Source organism: Pseudomonas sp. JZ134 (genome assembly GCF_051027695.1).
GTDB lineage: Bacteria > Pseudomonadota > Gammaproteobacteria > Pseudomonadales > Pseudomonadaceae > Chryseomonas > Chryseomonas luteola.
Window position 1 is genome coordinate 1,300,526 of the sequence record NZ_CP069250.1, and the last position, 16,526, is coordinate 1,317,051.

General features: G+C 54.8%; 15 protein-coding genes, 4 tRNA genes and 1 pseudogene. 10 read left to right on the forward strand and 10 right to left on the reverse strand.

All coding sequences use genetic code 11. The features are described 5' to 3' along the window. Nucleotides 1-140 precede the first annotated feature (140 nt). Both JQR86_RS05995 and JQR86_RS06000 read left to right on the forward strand, forming a co-directional pair. Nucleotides 141-707, forward strand: coding sequence for a GNAT family N-acetyltransferase (locus JQR86_RS05995; protein ID WP_010795150.1), 567 nt, complete (start codon nt 141-143; stop codon nt 705-707). A 117-nt stretch (nt 708-824) separates the two neighbouring features. Beyond that, a pseudogene (locus JQR86_RS06000) lies at nt 825-2,111 on the forward strand (MFS transporter); the annotation flags it as partial. A 51-nt stretch (nt 2,112-2,162) separates the two neighbouring features. On the opposite strand, the gene sugE reads toward JQR86_RS06000, so the two are convergent. From sugE to rdgC, 3 genes are all read right to left on the reverse strand, one after another. Continuing rightward, entirely contained in the window at nt 2,163-2,477 is a 315-nt protein-coding gene (sugE, locus tag JQR86_RS06005) for a quaternary ammonium compound efflux SMR transporter SugE (RefSeq protein WP_404624927.1), read from the reverse strand. Between the two features lie 118 nt (nt 2,478-2,595). Beyond that, complete coding sequence (locus JQR86_RS06010) at nt 2,596-3,540, reverse strand: bile acid:sodium symporter family protein (protein WP_010795147.1); 945 nt, start codon at nt 3,538-3,540, stop codon at nt 2,596-2,598. 62 nt (nt 3,541-3,602) lie between these two features. Continuing rightward, nucleotides 3,603-4,523 carry a recombination-associated protein RdgC gene (gene rdgC, locus JQR86_RS06015; RefSeq protein ID WP_312272456.1) on the reverse strand — a complete coding sequence of 307 codons (921 nt, stop codon included), beginning with the start codon at nt 4,521-4,523 and terminating at the stop codon, nt 3,603-3,605. Nucleotides 4,524-4,830: 307 nt separating this feature from the next. Between rdgC and JQR86_RS06020 the strand changes: the two genes are divergently transcribed. From JQR86_RS06020 to JQR86_RS06050, 7 genes are all read left to right on the forward strand, one after another. Further along, nucleotides 4,831-4,906, forward strand: a tRNA-Val gene (locus JQR86_RS06020). A gap of 15 nt (nt 4,907-4,921) precedes the next feature. After that, a tRNA-Asp gene (locus JQR86_RS06025) sits at nt 4,922-4,998 on the forward strand. 80 nt (nt 4,999-5,078) lie between these two features. After that, nucleotides 5,079-5,154 (forward strand) — tRNA-Val (locus tag JQR86_RS06030). Between the two features lie 13 nt (nt 5,155-5,167). After that, a tRNA-Asp gene (locus JQR86_RS06035) sits at nt 5,168-5,244 on the forward strand. Nucleotides 5,245-5,596: 352 nt separating this feature from the next. Continuing rightward, nucleotides 5,597-6,376: an FKBP-type peptidyl-prolyl cis-trans isomerase gene (locus tag JQR86_RS06040; protein WP_010795145.1), complete on the forward strand. Its 780-nt coding sequence runs from the start codon at nt 5,597-5,599 to the stop codon at nt 6,374-6,376. A gap of 146 nt (nt 6,377-6,522) precedes the next feature. Beyond that, nucleotides 6,523-6,984, forward strand: coding sequence for a YkvA family protein (locus tag JQR86_RS06045; RefSeq protein WP_010795144.1), 462 nt, complete (start codon nt 6,523-6,525; stop codon nt 6,982-6,984). Between the two features lie 85 nt (nt 6,985-7,069). Beyond that, a complete protein-coding gene (locus JQR86_RS06050) occupies nt 7,070-7,435 on the forward strand; it encodes a hypothetical protein (RefSeq protein WP_019367163.1) in 366 nt (121 codons plus the stop codon). Between the two features lies 1 nt (nt 7,436). Here the strand turns inward: JQR86_RS06050 and JQR86_RS06055 are convergent, their stop codons facing one another. Both JQR86_RS06055 and JQR86_RS06060 read right to left on the reverse strand, forming a co-directional pair. Further along, nucleotides 7,437-9,188: a bifunctional diguanylate cyclase/phosphodiesterase gene (locus JQR86_RS06055; protein ID WP_434154487.1), complete on the reverse strand. Its 1,752-nt coding sequence runs from the start codon at nt 9,186-9,188 to the stop codon at nt 7,437-7,439. Between the two features lie 85 nt (nt 9,189-9,273). After that, a complete protein-coding gene (locus JQR86_RS06060) occupies nt 9,274-11,364 on the reverse strand; it encodes a carboxy terminal-processing peptidase (protein ID WP_434154488.1) in 2,091 nt (696 codons plus the stop codon). 117 nt (nt 11,365-11,481) lie between these two features. On the opposite strand from JQR86_RS06060, the gene JQR86_RS06065 reads away from it, so the two are divergent. Further along, nucleotides 11,482-12,444, forward strand: a complete 963-nt coding sequence (locus tag JQR86_RS06065) for an NAD(P)H-quinone oxidoreductase (RefSeq protein WP_173869061.1) — start codon at nt 11,482-11,484, stop codon at nt 12,442-12,444. 41 nt (nt 12,445-12,485) lie between these two features. Here JQR86_RS06065 and JQR86_RS06070 read toward each other — a convergent pair whose 3' ends face one another. From JQR86_RS06070 to JQR86_RS06090, 5 genes are read right to left on the reverse strand one after another with little or no spacing between them, the layout of a single operon-like run. Further along, complete coding sequence (locus JQR86_RS06070; RefSeq protein ID WP_074824498.1) at nt 12,486-13,136, reverse strand: HAD family hydrolase; 651 nt, start codon at nt 13,134-13,136, stop codon at nt 12,486-12,488. Beyond that, entirely contained in the window at nt 13,133-14,122 is a 990-nt protein-coding gene (locus JQR86_RS06075) for an ABC transporter ATP-binding protein (protein WP_074824496.1), read from the reverse strand. Before JQR86_RS06075 ends, JQR86_RS06070 begins: the two co-directional genes overlap by 4 nt. Further along, the gene (locus tag JQR86_RS06080; RefSeq protein WP_434154490.1) at nt 14,119-14,913 is read right to left on the reverse strand and encodes an ABC transporter permease; all 795 of its coding nucleotides are present in this window, start codon (nt 14,911-14,913) and stop codon (nt 14,119-14,121) included. The genes JQR86_RS06075 and JQR86_RS06080 overlap by 4 nt, the downstream gene beginning before the upstream one ends. Further along, on the reverse strand, nt 14,900-15,730 hold the full coding sequence (locus JQR86_RS06085; protein WP_239381150.1) for an ABC transporter permease: 831 nt from the start codon (nt 15,728-15,730) through the stop codon (nt 14,900-14,902). Before JQR86_RS06085 ends, JQR86_RS06080 begins: the two co-directional genes overlap by 14 nt. Next, nucleotides 15,727-16,524: an alkaline phosphatase family protein gene (locus tag JQR86_RS06090; RefSeq protein WP_312508678.1), complete on the reverse strand. Its 798-nt coding sequence runs from the start codon at nt 16,522-16,524 to the stop codon at nt 15,727-15,729. The genes JQR86_RS06085 and JQR86_RS06090 overlap by 4 nt, the downstream gene beginning before the upstream one ends. Nucleotides 16,525-16,526 lie beyond the last annotated feature (2 nt).

Below are 16,526 nucleotides of genomic sequence, written 5' to 3' on the forward strand. Positions count from 1 at the left end.
CGTTGGGGAGCATGGCAGGCTTTATAAGTGTCTCATCAAAGCGACTGCTCCAAGGTCACTGAGACCAATGTCGCAGGTTTGGTTGAGCCAAGGGCTTCAGCCTGTTAGCGTGTCGCAGTGTTATCAAGGAGAGTGGCGCCATGTTCGAAGCGCATCCCATTACCTTGCAGCGAGGTGCTCTTCGTTTAGAGCCTATGGTGGAAAGCGACGTACTGGAGCTGGTCAGCCTAGCTGATCTCAACCGGGACGAGTTGCATTACCTGAGCGGTCCACTACGACCGGACTGGTATAGGCACGCCATTGCCGAGCAGCGTGAAGGCAAAACTATCCCTTTTACCATCAGGCTGGCTGACAAGCTGGTGGGTACCACTCGTTTTTCAGAGTTTCTGCCTGCGCTACCTGCCGCTGAAATTGGCTGGACCTGGCTGGATCGGGAGCAGCATGGCAGTGGATTGAATGCCAACATCAAATACCTCCTGCTGCGTCATGCGTTCGAGAACTGGCATCTGGTACGTGTACAACTCAAGACGGCAGCCAGTAATCTGCGTGCGCAACGCGCTATTGAAAAGCTAGGGGCTGTACGTGAGGGACTGTTACGTAACCATCGACGTTTGGCCGACGGTCGGCTTGATGATACCGTTATGTACAGTATTACCGACCGTGAGTGGCCGACGGTAAAAGCCAGTCTGGAAGCTTCTTTTTCCTAAGGCTATCCGGATATAACGATGTTTGACTGACGTACTATGTAACGCGGTTGTTATCTCGGGCTGCAAGGATGGCTGTGGCCCGTTCCGGTTTCCCTTCTTCGAATAGGACCTCGTTTGATGTCCTCACAGTTTGCTCTATTGAAAAAACGGCGCTTCCTACCGTTTTTCATAACACAGTCCCTTAGTGCCTTTAATGACAACGTCTATAAGCAGTCATTGATTCTGGCGGTGCTGTTTCACTTGAGCGTTACCGGTGACAGGCTGTTGCTGGTCAACCTGTGCGCCTTGCTGTTTATTCTTCCGTTCCTGCTGTTTTCAGCGTTAGGCGGACAGTTAGGCGAAAAATATGACAAGGCGCGGCTCATGCGATGGCTGAAAGGCTCGGAAATCGTCATGTTGCTGTTAGGCAGTCTAGGCTTTTGGCTTAACAGCCTGCCACTGTTGTTATTTGTCCTGTTTGCCATGGGTACACGCTCGGCGCTCTTCGGACCTTCCAAGTACTCAATTTTGCCCCAGCATCTCGAGACTCGAGAGTTAATGGGCGGTAACGCGTTGGTGGAGATGGGCACATTCCTGGCCATTCTAGGCGGGACGATAGGGGCAGGGGCCTTGCTCTCTCTCCCGGATTATTCTCAGGCCGTAGCCATAAGCGTCGTATTGATCGCTCTGGCTGGTTTTCTGGCCAGCCTGGGTATTCCATCCGCGCCGGCCGCTATCTCGCACCTGAGGTTGGACTGGAATATTTTCCGGCAAACATGGGTGATCTTGCGTATGGGGCTGGGGCAGGCACCCTCGGTCTCTCGTTCTCTACTGGGCAATTCTTGGTTCTGGTTTGTGGGTGCGGTATACCTTACCCAGATACCAGCCTATGCCAAGGACTACCTGCACGGTCAGGAAAGCATGGTTTCGCTGATCCTTACCTTGTTCTCGGTAGGCATTGCGCTGGGCTCTCTTCTATGTGGCCGGTTGTCCAAGGGGCATGTTGAGGCAGGTATTGTTCCGCTGGGTGCGCTGGGATTATCTGTCTTCAGCGTCTTGCTCTATGCCGTCACGCCTGACATGGCCGCTATCACAGGGTCTTATGGCGGATGGGCAGCGCTGAAAGAACTTTCCATGTGGCCAGCGCTTGGGTGCATTCTGGGGCTGGGGATTTCTGGCGGATTTTATATCGTTCCGCTCTATGCGCTGATTCAGGCACGCACGCCACAGGAGGAGCGCTCTCGGGTTATCGCTGCCACCAATATTCTCAATGCGCTCCTAATGGTCTGCTCGGCCCTTATCACTATGCTGCTTTTGTCTGTATTCGAGATGACAGTTCCGGAGCTGTTTCTGGCGGTTGCGTTGATGAATATAGGCGTCAATGCCTTCCTCTTTGCAAGCGTGCCAGAATTCCTGATGCGCTTTCGCGCCGTGATAGGCGGTGGAGATCCTACGCGCAGCATCCGCGACTAGGCGCTAATGGCTCAGTTTAAGCCCGATCAAGCCACATAAAATAAGCAGCACACTGAGCAGACGGGTCGGACTGACGCTTTCGCCAAATAGAATGATGCCAGCAATCACCGTTCCTACTGCGCCAATACCCGTCCATATGGCATAGGCTGTACCAAGAGGAAGCTGCTTAACGGCCATGCCCAAGAGGCTTATGCTGGTCAGCATGGCGGCTGCCGTCAGGACAGTAGGAAGAGGGCGGGTAAAGCCTTCGGTGTATTTGAGGCCTATAGCCCAGCCTATTTCAAACAGACCGGCCAGAAAAAGAATAATCCAGGACATAAAGATTCCAGGGTTGGTAAAGCGGGGCCGTCCCCGGATAGTTTCAGGCGATGGGGTCGTCCCCTTCGCGAACCGATGCGCTCTAGCCAAGCCCGAGCGCGCCGGTTTCGTTATATGCTCACTCTTTTGCAGAGGACTCGTCATTCAAGCGACGGAACCATGTGGCCAGCAGCGCTCCGGAAATATTATGCCAGACGCTGAACAAGGCACTGGGCACAGCCGCAAGCGGGGAGAAATGTGCTGTTGCCAGTGCTGCGCCCAGTCCCGAATTCTGCATACCGACCTCGATAGCCAACGTCTTGCGCTGCGCCAGAGGTAGCCCAAACACTTTTCCGGCCAGATAGCCAAGCATCAGTCCCAATGTGTTATGCAGTACGACCACAGCCATAATCAAAAATCCTGACTCTGCAATTTTCGCCTGGCTGACAGCCACAACGGCCGCCACAATCAGCACGATGCTGATAACCGAGACCAGGGGCAACACCTCAACCGCTGCCCGTACCTTTGACCCCAGGAAGCGTTGGGCAACTAGCCCCAGCACAATCGGAAGGATAACGACCTGGACGATGGATAGAAAAAGGGCTGAGAACTTGACTGGTAGCCAGGCCGAAGCTAATAGCCAGATCAGTGTAGGGGTCACTAACGGGGCCAGAAGGGTAGTGACGGCAGTGATGCCAACAGACAGTGCGACGTCCCCGCGTGAAAACCAGGTGATGACATTGGACGCCGTACCGCCAGGGCAACAACCCACAAGAATAACGCCTACCGCAATTTCCGGCGGCAATTGCATGACAAGACAAAGCAGCCACGCCATGCCGGGCATAATGATAAATTGAGCGATTACACCTAGAAGAACCCTAAGAGGTTTGCGAAAGACCTCCTTGAAATCCTCAGCTTTGAGCGTGAGCCCCATGCCGAACATGATCAGGCCCAATAAGGGGACGATAGCTGGCGTTAAGGAGCGAAACCCTTCAGGCCATATAAAGGCTAGAACAGCCGCCAGCAGGACCCACAAGGCAAAGGTATTGCCTGCAAAGCGGCTTAAAGCTGCGAGAGCGCCCATGATTATCCTTATAAAAATATGAGCCTTGGAAGTTGGGCGGCGCCCCGGGGCGCCGCACTTGATTAGAGCCCCTGCGGAATTTCTTCTCCACCCAGCGCTTCGACCAGCGACGGAATAAATTCGGCAAAGGTCATCATCATTAGAGTAAAGGTAGCATCCAGCTGCGCCATGGCATCATCGCCGCCATCCTGCTCGGCCTGCTCTTGAAGCAAGTCCTCAAAGCGCAGACGCTTGAGCGCGACCTTGTCATCGATCAACAGCGACAGCTTGTCCTGCCAAGCCAGGGCCAGCTTGGTCACCAGCTTGCCTGCGCCCAGGTGATTCTGAATTTCCTCACTGGTCAAGTCTTGCCCTTTACAGCGGACAACACCGCCATCCTCGTGACTATCGCGTAGCTCGCACTCATCCAACAGATGGAAATCGTTCGTGGCTGCCTGAGACTTGACCCAATCTGTAAAGGTTGCAGTCGGTGCCTGCTTGACCGACATCGGACGGACTGGAAGGGAGCCCAGCGCTTCACGAAGGGTGGAAAGCAAATCTTCTGCACGCTTTGCACTGGAGGCATCTACCAGAATCCAGCCCTGCTTGGGCGCGATTGCTGCAAAGGTAGTCTGACGGCGAATGAAGGCCCGTGGCAGCAGATTCATGACAATCTCATCCTTTATCTGGTCACGCTCCTTTTTATAAACCTTGCGCATCTGCTGCGCTTCGATTTCATCAACTTTTTCCTGCACGGCGTCTTTTACTACGCTGCCGGGCAGAATGCGCTCTTCCTTGCGAGCTGCGATCAGAAAGAAATCCTGGCTGACATGTACCAGAGGAGCGTCTTCTCCCTTGCCAAAAGGAGCAACGAAACCGTAAGTGGTCAGTTCCTGGCTGGCGCAGGGACGTGCAGGTTTGCTGGCCAACGCGGTTTCCAGGGCCTCGGCTTCGAGTGATAAATCCTGGGTAAGACGATAGATAAGAAGATTACGAAACCACATGGCGTGACGATTCCCCAAAAAACGAAGCGCGCATTATTCCGCTGCCATGCTTCCAAGGCCAACCCCCAATTGATCATTGGCAACGATTAAAGGGCTTTAATGACAAACAGGCCGCTTTTTGGGGTGTAACGATACGGTCCTGCCTGCAAGGGCAGACCCGGGAAATGATCCAAAGGCTTGGAAATAAAGGAAAAGAACCTAAGCCTTTGGATCATTTGAAATTTTTTTCACTTGGGGGCTTGCCAGCCTCTAAAACCGTCCGTAGAATGCGCCCCACTTCGAGAGCAAACGCTTACGAAAGTTAAGTGGGTGATTAGCTCAGCTGGGAGAGCATCTGCCTTACAAGCAGAGGGTCGGCGGTTCGATCCCGTCATCACCCACCACTCTTGAAGTTACGCGCAGCGGTAGTTCAGTCGGTTAGAATACCGGCCTGTCACGCCGGGGGTCGCGGGTTCGAGTCCCGTCCGCTGCGCCATTTTTGCTTCATCTTGGGTTTCTTGATTGGGTTTTAAATCCTCTTGATGAACCCAGGAAGAACACTAGCGAAAGCTACGTGGGTGATTAGCTCAGCTGGGAGAGCATCTGCCTTACAAGCAGAGGGTCGGCGGTTCGATCCCGTCATCACCCACCATTTTGCGATATACGCAGCGGTAGTTCAGTCGGTTAGAATACCGGCCTGTCACGCCGGGGGTCGCGGGTTCGAGTCCCGTCCGCTGCGCCATATTAAGTTTATCGGGCCCACTGAACTCCCGATAAATTACGAAAAAAGCGGCCTTGCGCCGCTTTTTTCGTTTCTACAGGTTTATTCCCTTTCTGGCGGCTGTTTTCCGCTTCTATTAAGCATTCTTTGCTGGAAGTTCTTTGTACAGTTAGTTTCTTTTTAAAGATGTCTAGTCTGTATGTTCAGGGTTGTTTGATACGTCACGGACACAGACTGCTTTGTATTCAGTCACTATTCAGCGCTGAACTTATAAGCTACTAACTATTCTTATCATGCCGTAGCCAGTGGCAGTTAGGCCCTGATAAGCTCGCGGTTTTATCGAACGCGCTTCGCGCACGGACAAGGAAACAGCATGAAACAGCACCGGTTGGCAGCAGCAGTGGCCCTCGTTGGCCTGGTTCTCAGCGGCTGCGACTCACAATCACAATCCAAGGTTAATCTTGAAACTCCAGCTCAGAAAGCGTCCTACGGCATCGGCTTGAACATGGGTAAAAGCCTTGCTCAGGAAGGCATCGATGACCTGGATTCAAAAGCAGTGGCTTTGGGTATTGAAGATGCTGTGGGCAAGAAAGAGCAGAAGCTTACCGATGATCAGCTAAGAGATGCGTTTGCCGATCTGCAGAAGCGTGCAGAAGAGCGCATGACCAAGCTCAGCGAAGACAATGCCAAAGCAGGCAAGGATTTCCTGGAAAAAAATGGCAAGCGCGAGGGTGTTGTCACAACGGCTTCCGGTTTGCAGTATGAAGTGGTCAAGAAGGCAGATGGTCCGCAGCCCAAGCCGAATGATGTAGTGACAGTTCACTACGAAGGCCGTCTTGTTGACGGTACTGTATTCGACAGTTCCATCAAGCGTGGCAGCCCGATTGATTTGCCGGTGAGTGGCGTGATTCCGGGTTGGGTTGAAGCGCTTCAGCTCATGCATGTAGGTGAAAAGTACAAGCTGTACATTCCCAGCGAACTGGCCTACGGCGCGCAGAGCCCAAGCCCTGCCATTCCTGCCAACTCCGTGCTTGTCTTTGACCTAGAGCTGCTAGGTATCAAGGATCCAAGCGCTCAGGGCGACAATGGCCTGACGCAAGAGCCATCCGACGAGTCGGACGCTGCACAAGAGCAGGATACTTCCAAGAAGTAACACGCCGCTCTATTAAAAAGCCCCGTTCATACGGGGCTTTTTTGTTTTAGGAAACCTGTTTGTGAGGACGATGCTCTAATCTAGGTAATTATTTACCTATTCGCCAAACGCTCTATCAGACTGCCTTTGCGAGGCGGGGAGATCTCATGAAGCCACCCGTTGGATTTGATCGTTATCTGAGGCTTGCCCAACGTTTTCTTGTTCGGGGGCGCTTACCGGCACTGTTATTGGCCGTCGGGCGTAAGCTGGCCAAGCGAGATTTTCGGTTGGGTGCCGCCAAGGATACCTTGGGGCTCTTCCATTCCCTGCTACTGGCCTGGTGGCGTGGAGAATATCGGGGTATCAGTCGGCAGGCACTCTTGTCGGTAGTCGCAGCACTTGCTTATTTCCTTTCGCCTGTTGATCTGATCCCTGACTGGATGCTTACCTTTGGCTTCATTGATGATCTGGCAGTGCTGGCGTGGGTAAGCAAAACCTGGCAGAGCGAGCTTGATGCCTTTCGCGCCTGGAGAGATGCCCAGCCCGTAGCGGTGCAAAAGTCGCTATCGGCTCCGCCGCTTCCCAATGAGAAACCTGCTGAGGGCGTTATAGTGGTTGAGCGGGCATGAGCCTGGGTGGCGAGAGGTGCTTGCACATCGGAACAGGATAAGCTGTGCTGTTATAGTAACCTTTCGTTGAATTCAGGTTTGTATTGTGGCGTTACAGATCAGTCGTACCCATTGGCAGGCGTTGCTGGCCGAGTTGGAAGAAGCTCGTTGCCAGCGGCACTTGGTAACCTATCGCTCGCTGATTGAGCGTCTACAGTTACCGACGCCCGCCATGGCGACACTGACTGCTGCCCTTGAACATCTGATAGCGCTGGATGCCCGTGAGGGTGTGCCGTTGCGCAGCGCATTGGTGGTCAGCCAGGGTGCGAGCCGGCTGCCGCGTCCTGGTTTCTTTGAGTGCGCCCAGCGAGTCGGGCGCTTCAATGGCGAGGTAGATGGTATAGAGGCGGCTGCCTGGCATGCATCTGAAGTCACGCGCGTATTCGAGTACAACTTTTCCTCAGATAGGTAACTCAGGCCGTTTCGGCCATCAGGTGCAAGCTATAGCCGGGAATGGTTTTGGCCTGGGCCTTGGCGCTTTCCGCCAGTTTAAGCAGTTGGCGGGCATCGCGTGACGTTCGACTTTCTGCCGTAACCCTTACAACCCCAAGAGATAGAGAGAGCAGCGGATACTCGCGTCGGTAGCCTTCATGATCTTCTGCTATCAGGCAGCCTGCATCCAGGTGCTCCGGTGCGTAAAAGCGACGGCAGCGACTCTGGAAAGTCTCCATGAGTCGAGTCAGCCGTGCTCGCCAGTCCATGGAGCGCAGGACGATTATAAAGTTGTCATCGCCGTAGTGACCGATGAAGTCCTGGGTGCGCTCCATGCTTTCTGCCAAGGCCTGTGCCAGGCACAGCAGCACTTCGTCTCCCTTGGCATATCCATAAATCTCATTGAAGGGCGTAAAGCTGTCGATATCAAGGTGACACAGGGTGGCGTTTTGGTTGCGCTCCAGTAACTGGTTCAGACAATGATGAATCGGCACGCTGCCGGGCAGGCCTGTCAGAGGATTGGCATGCCGTGCTTCCTGAATCTTCTGCTCAGTAATCAGTTGGAGAAGATCAACCACACGACCCATGCCGACATATTGGCCTTGATCAACAATAATGAAGTCTTCTTCTACCCGCTGCTTGGCGCGCTGGGTGAGTAGTCGGCTGACGTGAAGAGGAGATTGGCTCTTCTCCACACATAGAAAATCCAGATGCATAAGTCGCGTAATGGGCTTGCGACCAAACAGGTCCGGCGCAAAGGGCTTACGCAGGGCTTCTGCAAGGGCATAATGGTGGACGATGCCGACAGGCGCACCGTGTTCATCAAGCACGGCCAGGGAGTTAAAGCTGGGTTTGTCGTGGAAAAGCTGCATGACGGCAGGTATCAGCGTCTGCTCCTGGATGGCAGGCCGCTCAAGTAACATGGATGTCAGGCCTGTACCGCCCTCTGTAAGGTTTTTGGGGCGTGTCTCCAGGCGAGGCATGATCTCGCGTGCTTCCCGCGGGGGATTTGCTTCAGGACGACTCAGAAGGTAGCCCTGAACCAGATCTATGCCCATTTCGGCCAGCACGACCAGTTCCTCATGCAGTTCAATGCCTTCAGCAACCACGACGGCGTTGGACGCCCTGGCCATTTGAAGGATGGAGCCTACAAACTCCCGTTTGACGCCATCACGATGGATACCATCGATGAAATGACGATCGATCTTCACATAGTCCGGGCGCAGCTCGGACCACAGGCGCAGGCTGGAATATCCGGCCCCCAGGTCATCCAGAGCAATCGAAAAGCCCATTGCGCGATAGTAGTGCAAGGCGGTATCAAGCAGGCCCAGATCGTCGGTTGGGGCTTGTTCGGTCAGCTCGATGACGATTCGGTTAGCAGGGATACCCAGACGCTGTAGCAGTTTCAGGGTGCGGCCTTGCTCGTGACTGTTCTCAAGAAGTGATTCGGGGGAAATGTTAAGGAAGAGCTTACCTTCAAGGCCCAGATCACGGAAACCGGTGCATGCCTGGGTGCGACACGCCATTTCCAGCTCGGACAGACGCTGTGCCGTACGAGCAATGGCGAACAGGGGAAGCGGGGAGTGCAGAGGACTGTTGGAAGGCCCGCGGCTAAGTGCTTCATAGCCAATGATGCGGCGTTCGCTCAAGGAAACGATAGGTTGGAAAAGGCTGTGTATATCACTTCGAGCCAGTATCTGCTCAAGCGCGCTCAACTGTTCGTTGACGGTCATCTATCTTGGTCCTGAATAAACAAAGCCAGCGATAAGCTGGCCTTGTTCATTTCACGACAGTTCGATGACTATTTGATGACGGCAATCAGTGAGACGGACCGCCGTGACTCAAGTCCAGATAGTCGAGCAGGATCTGACCACTCTCCATCAGGTAGGCATCGTCTTGAGGTTTGGTCTTTTCGTCGTTGTTGGCGGCAGCAATAGCGTCGTCATCAACTTTTTTCAATTCCTTGAGGGGCTCCTCACCTTTAGCTACCCGACGCTCGTTCTCGATTGCCAGCTGGCGCTTGTCGAGGGCGTCCTGCTCGGCGCGACGCTTCTGCTCGTTCAGGCTGACCGTCGTATCCTTCATGACATCCTGTGCAAACTGAAGGCGTTCACGAGCAAAGACAAAGTCCGGGTTGGTCTTGGTGCGGGTATCGTGACGGTTGATCAGCTCAGGCAGATACGGCTTGAACGGATTGTTCTCTACCTCAAGAACCGGACGGATCGTATCCCATGGCATGGAGTTGGGTAGCGCACTTTCGCCGATCTCCTTGTTATCTACGATATCCGGATAGCTGATATCCGGGATAACGCCCTGATGCTGGGTACTTTGTCCTGAAACGCGATAAAACTTGGCCAGGGTCAGCTTCAGTTCCCCGTGATTTAAAGGCTGTATGGTTTGAACAGTGCCTTTGCCGAAGGTCTGTCCGCCCACGATCAAGGCACGGTGATAATCCTGCATGGCACCCGCAAAGATTTCCGAAGCCGAGGCCGAGAGGCGGTTGACCAGCACGGTCATGGGGCCTGTGTAGAAAGCATCGCCTTCATCGTCAGCCAACACGTCTACCTTGCCGTCGCTGTTACGCACCAACACCGTTGGGCCTTGATCGATGAAGAGCCCAGTCAGTTCGGTTGCTTCCTGCAGGGAGCCTCCACCATTGTTGCGTAGGTCGATGACAATACCGTCGACTTTCTCGTTTTTCAGCTCACCGATCAGCTTGCGCACGTCACGGGTAGTGCTCTTGTAATTTGGGTCGCCGGCGCGATACGCCTTGAAGTCCAAGTAGAAAGCGGGCACATCGACTACACCCAGCTTGTAGGTCTTGCCGTTGTGAGGCACGTCAATGATGTGTTTCTGGGCTGCCTGTTCTTCAAGCTTTACCGCTTCACGTGTAATCGAGACGACCTTTGTGGTCTGATCATTCGGCGGATTGCTCGAAGGGATAACCTCTAGGCGAACAACGGAGCCCTTGGCGCCGCGGATCTTCTTGACGACCTCGTCCAGACGCCAGCCGACGACGTCGACCATTTCGCCGTCTTTGCCTTGCGCTACCCCCACGATCTTGTCAGCGGGTGCGAGCTGCTTGCTCTTGTCGGCGGGACCGGCCGGTACCAGACGAACGATCTGTACGTAATCGTTATCGCTCTGCAGTACCGCACCGATGCCTTCAAGGGAAAGGCTCATGTTGATATCGAAGTTCTCTGCGCTTTCAGGCGAGAGGTACTGCGTGTGCGGATCGTATGTTTGGGCGAAGGCGTTGATGTAAGCCTGGAAGATGTCTTCGCTGCGAGTCTGTTTCAGGCGCGCCAACTGATTGCGATAGCGCTTCTGCAGCTGCTCCTTGATGGCAGCATCGTCCTTGCCACCCAGTTTCAGACGCAGCACTTCATCTTTGAGCTTCTTGTGCCACAGATCATCCAGTGCGGCAGTATTGGTCGGCCAGGGCGCCTTTTCGCGGTTGACGTCAAACGTTTCGTCTGCCGCAAAATTCAGCTGGGGAATGCCTTTGTCCAGTAGGCCTAGTGTGTAGTCCAGGCGTTCCTTTACACGATCCAGATAACGTTTGTAGATGGTAAAGCCTGGATTCAGGTCGCCCTGCTTGAGCAGATCGTCGAAGCGAGTCCGCCATGCGTCAAACTCGGCGATATCGGCTGCGTTGAAATACAGTCGATTGGGATCAAGCATCTTGAGATAGCTGTCATAGATCTTTATCGAGCGTTCATCGTTAAGCGGCGGCTTGCTGTAGTGATGGCGCTTGAGCAGCTCTACCACATTGAGACTTGCCACGACTTGATCGCGGTCTGGTTTGAGACCGTCCCAGACGTTTGGGCTCACTGTTTTGGCTGCCAGCGGAAGAGCGCTGACACCGAGGATGAACAGGAGGGCGGTACGGGGGAGGAGCTGCTTCATGCTTGATTCGACTAGAGTACGGGTAATAACGCTATAGGCCGTACTTGACCGTTCCGGTTCCCCGCAACAGTCAAGTACGCTGTTAAAGGTCAAAAGCTAGCTCACTATGGAGGCACCGTGAACGCATTGCAAGGTATTGAAGGTCAGCTTGAGTGGCAACAGCTGACAAGTCCTGCTCTTTCCGCAGGTGAAATTCGTATCCAGGTCGCCGCGGCCGGGCTTAATCGCGCCGATCTTCTTCAATTGGCCGGTAACTATCCGCCACCGCCTGGAGCGCCGCAAACCCTGGGTCTGGAGTGTTCCGGTGTTGTGGTCGAAGTTGGTGAGGGAGCCAATTGGAACGTCGGGGATCGTGTCTGTGCTCTGCTGGCCGGTGGTGGTATGGCCAGCGAAGTCGTGGTGAATGCTCAGCATGCGATTCCGGTTCCCGAAGGGCTGTCGATGGCTGAGGCAGCAGCGCTACCTGAGGTCTGGGCAACGGCCTGGTGCAATCTTTTCGAATTGGCAGCCTTGCGCCCTGGCGAGAAAGTACTCTTGCACGCAGGAGCCAGCGGCGTAGGTTCTGCCGCCATTCAACTCTGTAAGGCTTTTGGTAATCCTTGCTGGGTCAGCGTAGGTTCGGCCGAGCGGCTGGACTATTGCATTTCGCTGGGTGCCGAAGGGGGCGTTGATCGGCACCAGGGGCTGGAAGGACTGCGTGACTTCGGGCCATTCGACGTGATCCTTGATCCGGTAGGCGCAAGCTACGCCGACCTTAATCTGGATGTGCTGCGCCGTGACGGGCGGTGGGTACTGATTGGCCTGATGAGTGGTCGAGAGGCGCAGTTCGATCTGGCAAAGGTGTTGAGCAAGCGCATTAGCCTGATCGGTTCTACGCTGCGTAACCGCGATACGGCGTTCAAAGCCCGATTGATGGCAGAGCTGGCTGCACGGGTCTGGCCGTTGTTTACAGAAGGCAAGCTCAAGCCGAACCTGGAGCGGAAATTTGCTGCCAAGGATGCCGAGGCGGCGTTTGCGGCACTGTCGAGCAACAAGGTGAACGGTAAGGTCGTGATGATCCTCGATGACAGCCTGATCTGATGTCGAGGCTGGCCATACCGGCATGGCCAGCCTTTGTTTGGCTATTTCCACTCAAGGATTGGCCAACTCCGCCGACTGGCCTGCTCGCGCAGATAGGGATCGGGATTCACGGCGTGCGGATGCCCAACGCGTTCTAGCAAGGGTAGATCGTTACGTGAGTCAGAGTAGAAACTGGCATCTGCAAGCTCGACCTCCTGATGATCTATCAGCTCGAGAAGGCGCGTCAGCTTGCCTTCTCGATAGGTCAGAACACCTTGAGTACGGCCAGTGTAGACCCCATGGGCCAGTTCCAGGTCGATGGCCAGTATTTCGCTGATCCCCAGCCTACCGGCAATCGGTTCGACCAGATGAGCACCGGACGCCGAAATCAATACGATCCGGTCGCCTCTGGCGCGATGTTCCGCAATGCAGCGGCAGGCATCGCTGAAGATCAGAGGCTCGATCACGTCTTCGACATAGGCGTCGATCTCCGGCTCCAGCTCCTCAGGCGCTCGACCTATGAGCGGCTCCAGGGCGAATGCCATGTATTCTTCCATGGCTAGGGCGCCTTCGGCATATGCCTTCATCAGGGCGGCATCACGCTGGATGAAGGACTCGTCAACCCAGCCGAGTTGGGCCATTCGCTGGCACCACAAGCTGGAGCAGTCACCGTCGATCAGGGTTTCGTCAAGGTCGAAAATAGCGAGGGTCATGCGACTTCTCTTGCGGCTGATGAATCGATCCCCAATGTGACGCGTGAGCCGCACGGGTGCAAGGCAGAGGCATCCTGATTGAGGACATCTACCAGTAATTCGATCCCCAATGTCTGCACGCGATAGCGAATGACATTGCCTAGCAGCGTATGTCCGACAATCTCGGCACTGGGGCCTTCCGATGCGTTGATCCTGATCGATTCAGGGCGGATCGCCACCTGTTGAGTGAAGTTTCGCCCTAACAGGGTAGAAGCCTGAGCAGGATCTAGAATGTTGTAGTTACCCATGAAGCCTGCTGCAAACAGCGTGGCTGGCGCAGTATAGAGGGTTTCCGCATCGCCACTTTGTACGATGCGGCCCGCTTGCATCAACACGATGCGGTCGGAAATTATCAAGGCTTCTTCCTGATCATGCGTGACAAACAGGGTAGTCAGGTTGAGCGCTTGCTGAAGGCTCCGTATCTGTTCTCGTAAATGCTTGCGGATGCGCGCATCCAGTGCCGATAGCGGCTCGTCGAGCAGCAGCAGACGTGGACGAGTGACCAGTGATCGCGCCAAGGCGACACGCTGACATTGCCCTCCCGACAGCTGATGAGGGTAGCGGTCTTCGAACCCCTTGAGTTCTACCAGTTCGATCACTTCGGCGGTGCGCAGGTGTAAAGTTTGGCGATCCACTTTTTGCATCTTCAGGCCGAACGCTACATTTTGCGCGACCGTCATGTTAGGAAACAGCGCATAGCTCTGAAACACCATGGCAATGCCGCGCTTTTGCGGCGGCAGGGTCGCAATATCCTGACCGTCGAGCAGGATGCGTCCACCGTTTACCGAGGTTAAGCCTGCCAGGCAGCGTAGCAAGGTGGATTTGCCGCAGCCGGAAGGTCCTAAAAGCGTAACCAGCTCACCTTGTTCTGCAGAGAAATCGATGTCCTGAAAGATCATGTTCGAGCCGTAGCTCTTGTGCAGATGTTCAACGCTTAGAAAGCTCATGATTTATCCCGGCTCAAACCACTGGCGGCCCACGTTACGGTCAGGACGACCAGAAAGTACGAGATGACTAGTGCGCTCGTGAAATGGCCGCTGCCATTGCGCATGTTGTACAGATAGACCTGCAAGGTTTCGTAACGCGCTCCAACAAGAATGTTGGCAAAAACGAATTCGCCAATCAGAAACGAAAATGACAGAAACAGCGCCACCATAAGACCCTTGCGCAGGTTGGGCAGTACCACCAGGAGGGCCGCCCGGAAGGTGCTGGCGCCCAGCAGGTGAGCCGCATCCATCAGGTCATGAATATTCAGTGCCTGCAGATTATTGCTGATGGCTCGGTACATGAACGGCAGGGCGATGGTGAAATAACAGCCGATCAGAATCCATGGTGTGCCTATCAACGGCAAGGGGCCGCCAGCATAGAGTTGCAGCAATCCTACGGAAGACACCACAGGCGGCACGGCGAACGGCAGCAGGATCAACACGTTCATGAGTGCATCGAGCCTGGGGAAGTGGTAGGCGATGACGAACATGAGAGGAAGTACGAGGAAGACGGCCAGTAACAGCGCGCCCACGCAGACGATCAATGAATGCCCGAAGGCGATGATAAAGCGTGAGTCGCTCCAGAGCGCTACGTACCACTTCAAGGTCAGCCCGCTGGGAAGAAGCGTGGCGGACCATTGTGTTGCCAATGAATACAGCAGGGTGGCAGCGAGCGGCAGTAGAAGAATCAGAAAGAGCAGCCAGACGACCAGGCGATGGTAGAGTGAAACCGACCGGTTAGCGTTTGACATGGTAGCCCCGGCGTAGCAGCCATTGGTGAACGAGGGTAATCACGGCCATGAGCATCACCAGCAGCATGGCAAGGGCGCTTGCGAGGTTCGGATCGAGAAAGATGTCGCCAGAGACCAATGCCGCTATACGGACCGGGACCACATTGAAATTGCCCGTCGTCAGGGCATATACGGTTGCGTAGGCCCCCAGCGCATTGGCCAGTAGAATGATGAATGTACCTAGCAGTGCCGGAGTCAGCACCGGTAGCCCGATATGACGCCAGAAATGCCAGGTATTGGCGCCAAGCAGTGAGGCAGCTTCACGCCAGTCTTCGCGCAGGGCATCAAAGGCAGGGTAGAGCAACAGAACGCCTAGCGGGATCTGGAAGTAGGTATAGATCAGGATCAATCCGCTTTTGGAGTACAGGTTAAAGTCCTCGATCAGCCCGGTCTGCTTGAGCAGCAGGGTCAGGCACCCGTTGAAGCCAAGCAGGATGATGAAGGCGAACGCCAGGGGAACACCGGCAAAATTGCTCGTCATGTTGGCAAAGGCTGTCACGAAATCTCTTAGCTTCGAGTCGACCTGGCGTAGCGAGTAACTGCCCAGAATGGCGATTAGCAGGCCTAACAGGCTGGACCAGACCGAAATCTCCAGTGAAAAGCGTATAGCCTGGCGATAGAAGGGTGATTCAAGGATTTCGGTGAAGTTACCCAGGCCCCAGCCATCCAGATGCTTGAGGCTGTTGATAGCGATCCAGATCAATGGGGCTATCTGAAATGCACAAAAGAAAACTAGAAAGGGCAGAAGGCACAATGTGGCGAGCCATTTGCCTTTCATGCCAGGAGTTCCCGACAAACCGGCTTGTCATGGGCGACACCTAAAAGCTCACAAAGTGTACCGCATAGGTCAGTTTGTACAGGGCTTGCCTCTTGCAGGCTGAAGCCTGTCCCGAACACGAATAACGGGACTTCACGCTCTTCAGGCAGCAGCCCCCCATGGCTGCGGTCATCATTCATGCCATGATCGGCTGTCACCATCACCTGATAGCCCGCCTCCAGCCATACCGGTAAATGGCCGGACAGGCATATATCTGCCACACGTGCGGCGTTTCGATATTGGCTGCTGGAAAGTCCGTATTTGTGGCCAGCATCATCGATATTCATCGAGTGAGCCAGCAGAAAATCAGGGGAATGACGTCGTCTCAAGCTTTCGGCGTCATCGAAGAGGTGAGAGTCTGGATAGTGATCGGCGTAATAGAAATGGCCGTACTGGATAGGCAGGTCCGGGGCACAGATATGACGGTCCCGTGCGGCATCAAAGGGCGAACGGTTATAAAGTTCGCTGATCCAGTGATAGGCCGCAGCCGCCGTCGTGAGGTAGGCCTCGCACGCATAATGAAACACACTGCGCTGGCTCGAAAGCCGGACGATCTGATTGTGCGTAATGCCGCTGTCGACAGGGCGTACCCCTGTGAGAATGCACTCGTAGAGCGGGCGGGAAAGCGAAGGCAATTCACACTGCATGGTATAGAGCCGTCCGCGCCCTGCCTGACAGACACCCTGAAGGTAGCCCATACAGTCACGGGCGACTCCATAGGCCAGACCGTCCAGCACAACCAGGATCGTCTTCATTG

Coding starts and splice junctions, on each gene's coding strand:
- JQR86_RS06055 (WP_434154487.1), bottom strand. CDS start 9,188: ATGACCGTCAACGAACAGTTGAGCGCGCTTGAGCAGATACTGGCTCGA.
- rdgC (WP_312272456.1), bottom strand. CDS start 4,523: ATGTGGTTTCGTAATCTTCTTATCTATCGTCTTACCCAGGATTTATCA.
- JQR86_RS06010 (WP_010795147.1), bottom strand. CDS start 3,540: ATGGGCGCTCTCGCAGCTTTAAGCCGCTTTGCAGGCAATACCTTTGCC.
- sugE (WP_404624927.1), bottom strand. CDS start 2,477: ATGTCCTGGATTATTCTTTTTCTGGCCGGTCTGTTTGAAATAGGCTGG.
- JQR86_RS06040 (WP_010795145.1), top strand. CDS start 5,597: ATGAAACAGCACCGGTTGGCAGCAGCAGTGGCCCTCGTTGGCCTGGTT.
- JQR86_RS06070 (WP_074824498.1), bottom strand. CDS start 13,136: ATGACCCTCGCTATTTTCGACCTTGACGAAACCCTGATCGACGGTGAC.
- JQR86_RS06090 (WP_312508678.1), bottom strand. CDS start 16,524: ATGAAGACGATCCTGGTTGTGCTGGACGGTCTGGCCTATGGAGTCGCC.
- JQR86_RS06080 (WP_434154490.1), bottom strand. CDS start 14,913: ATGTCAAACGCTAACCGGTCGGTTTCACTCTACCATCGCCTGGTCGTC.
- JQR86_RS05995 (WP_010795150.1), top strand. CDS start 141: ATGTTCGAAGCGCATCCCATTACCTTGCAGCGAGGTGCTCTTCGTTTA.
- JQR86_RS06085 (WP_239381150.1), bottom strand. CDS start 15,730: ATGAAAGGCAAATGGCTCGCCACATTGTGCCTTCTGCCCTTTCTAGTT.
- JQR86_RS06075 (WP_074824496.1), bottom strand. CDS start 14,122: ATGAGCTTTCTAAGCGTTGAACATCTGCACAAGAGCTACGGCTCGAAC.
- JQR86_RS06060 (WP_434154488.1), bottom strand. CDS start 11,364: ATGAAGCAGCTCCTCCCCCGTACCGCCCTCCTGTTCATCCTCGGTGTC.
- JQR86_RS06045 (WP_010795144.1), top strand. CDS start 6,523: ATGAAGCCACCCGTTGGATTTGATCGTTATCTGAGGCTTGCCCAACGT.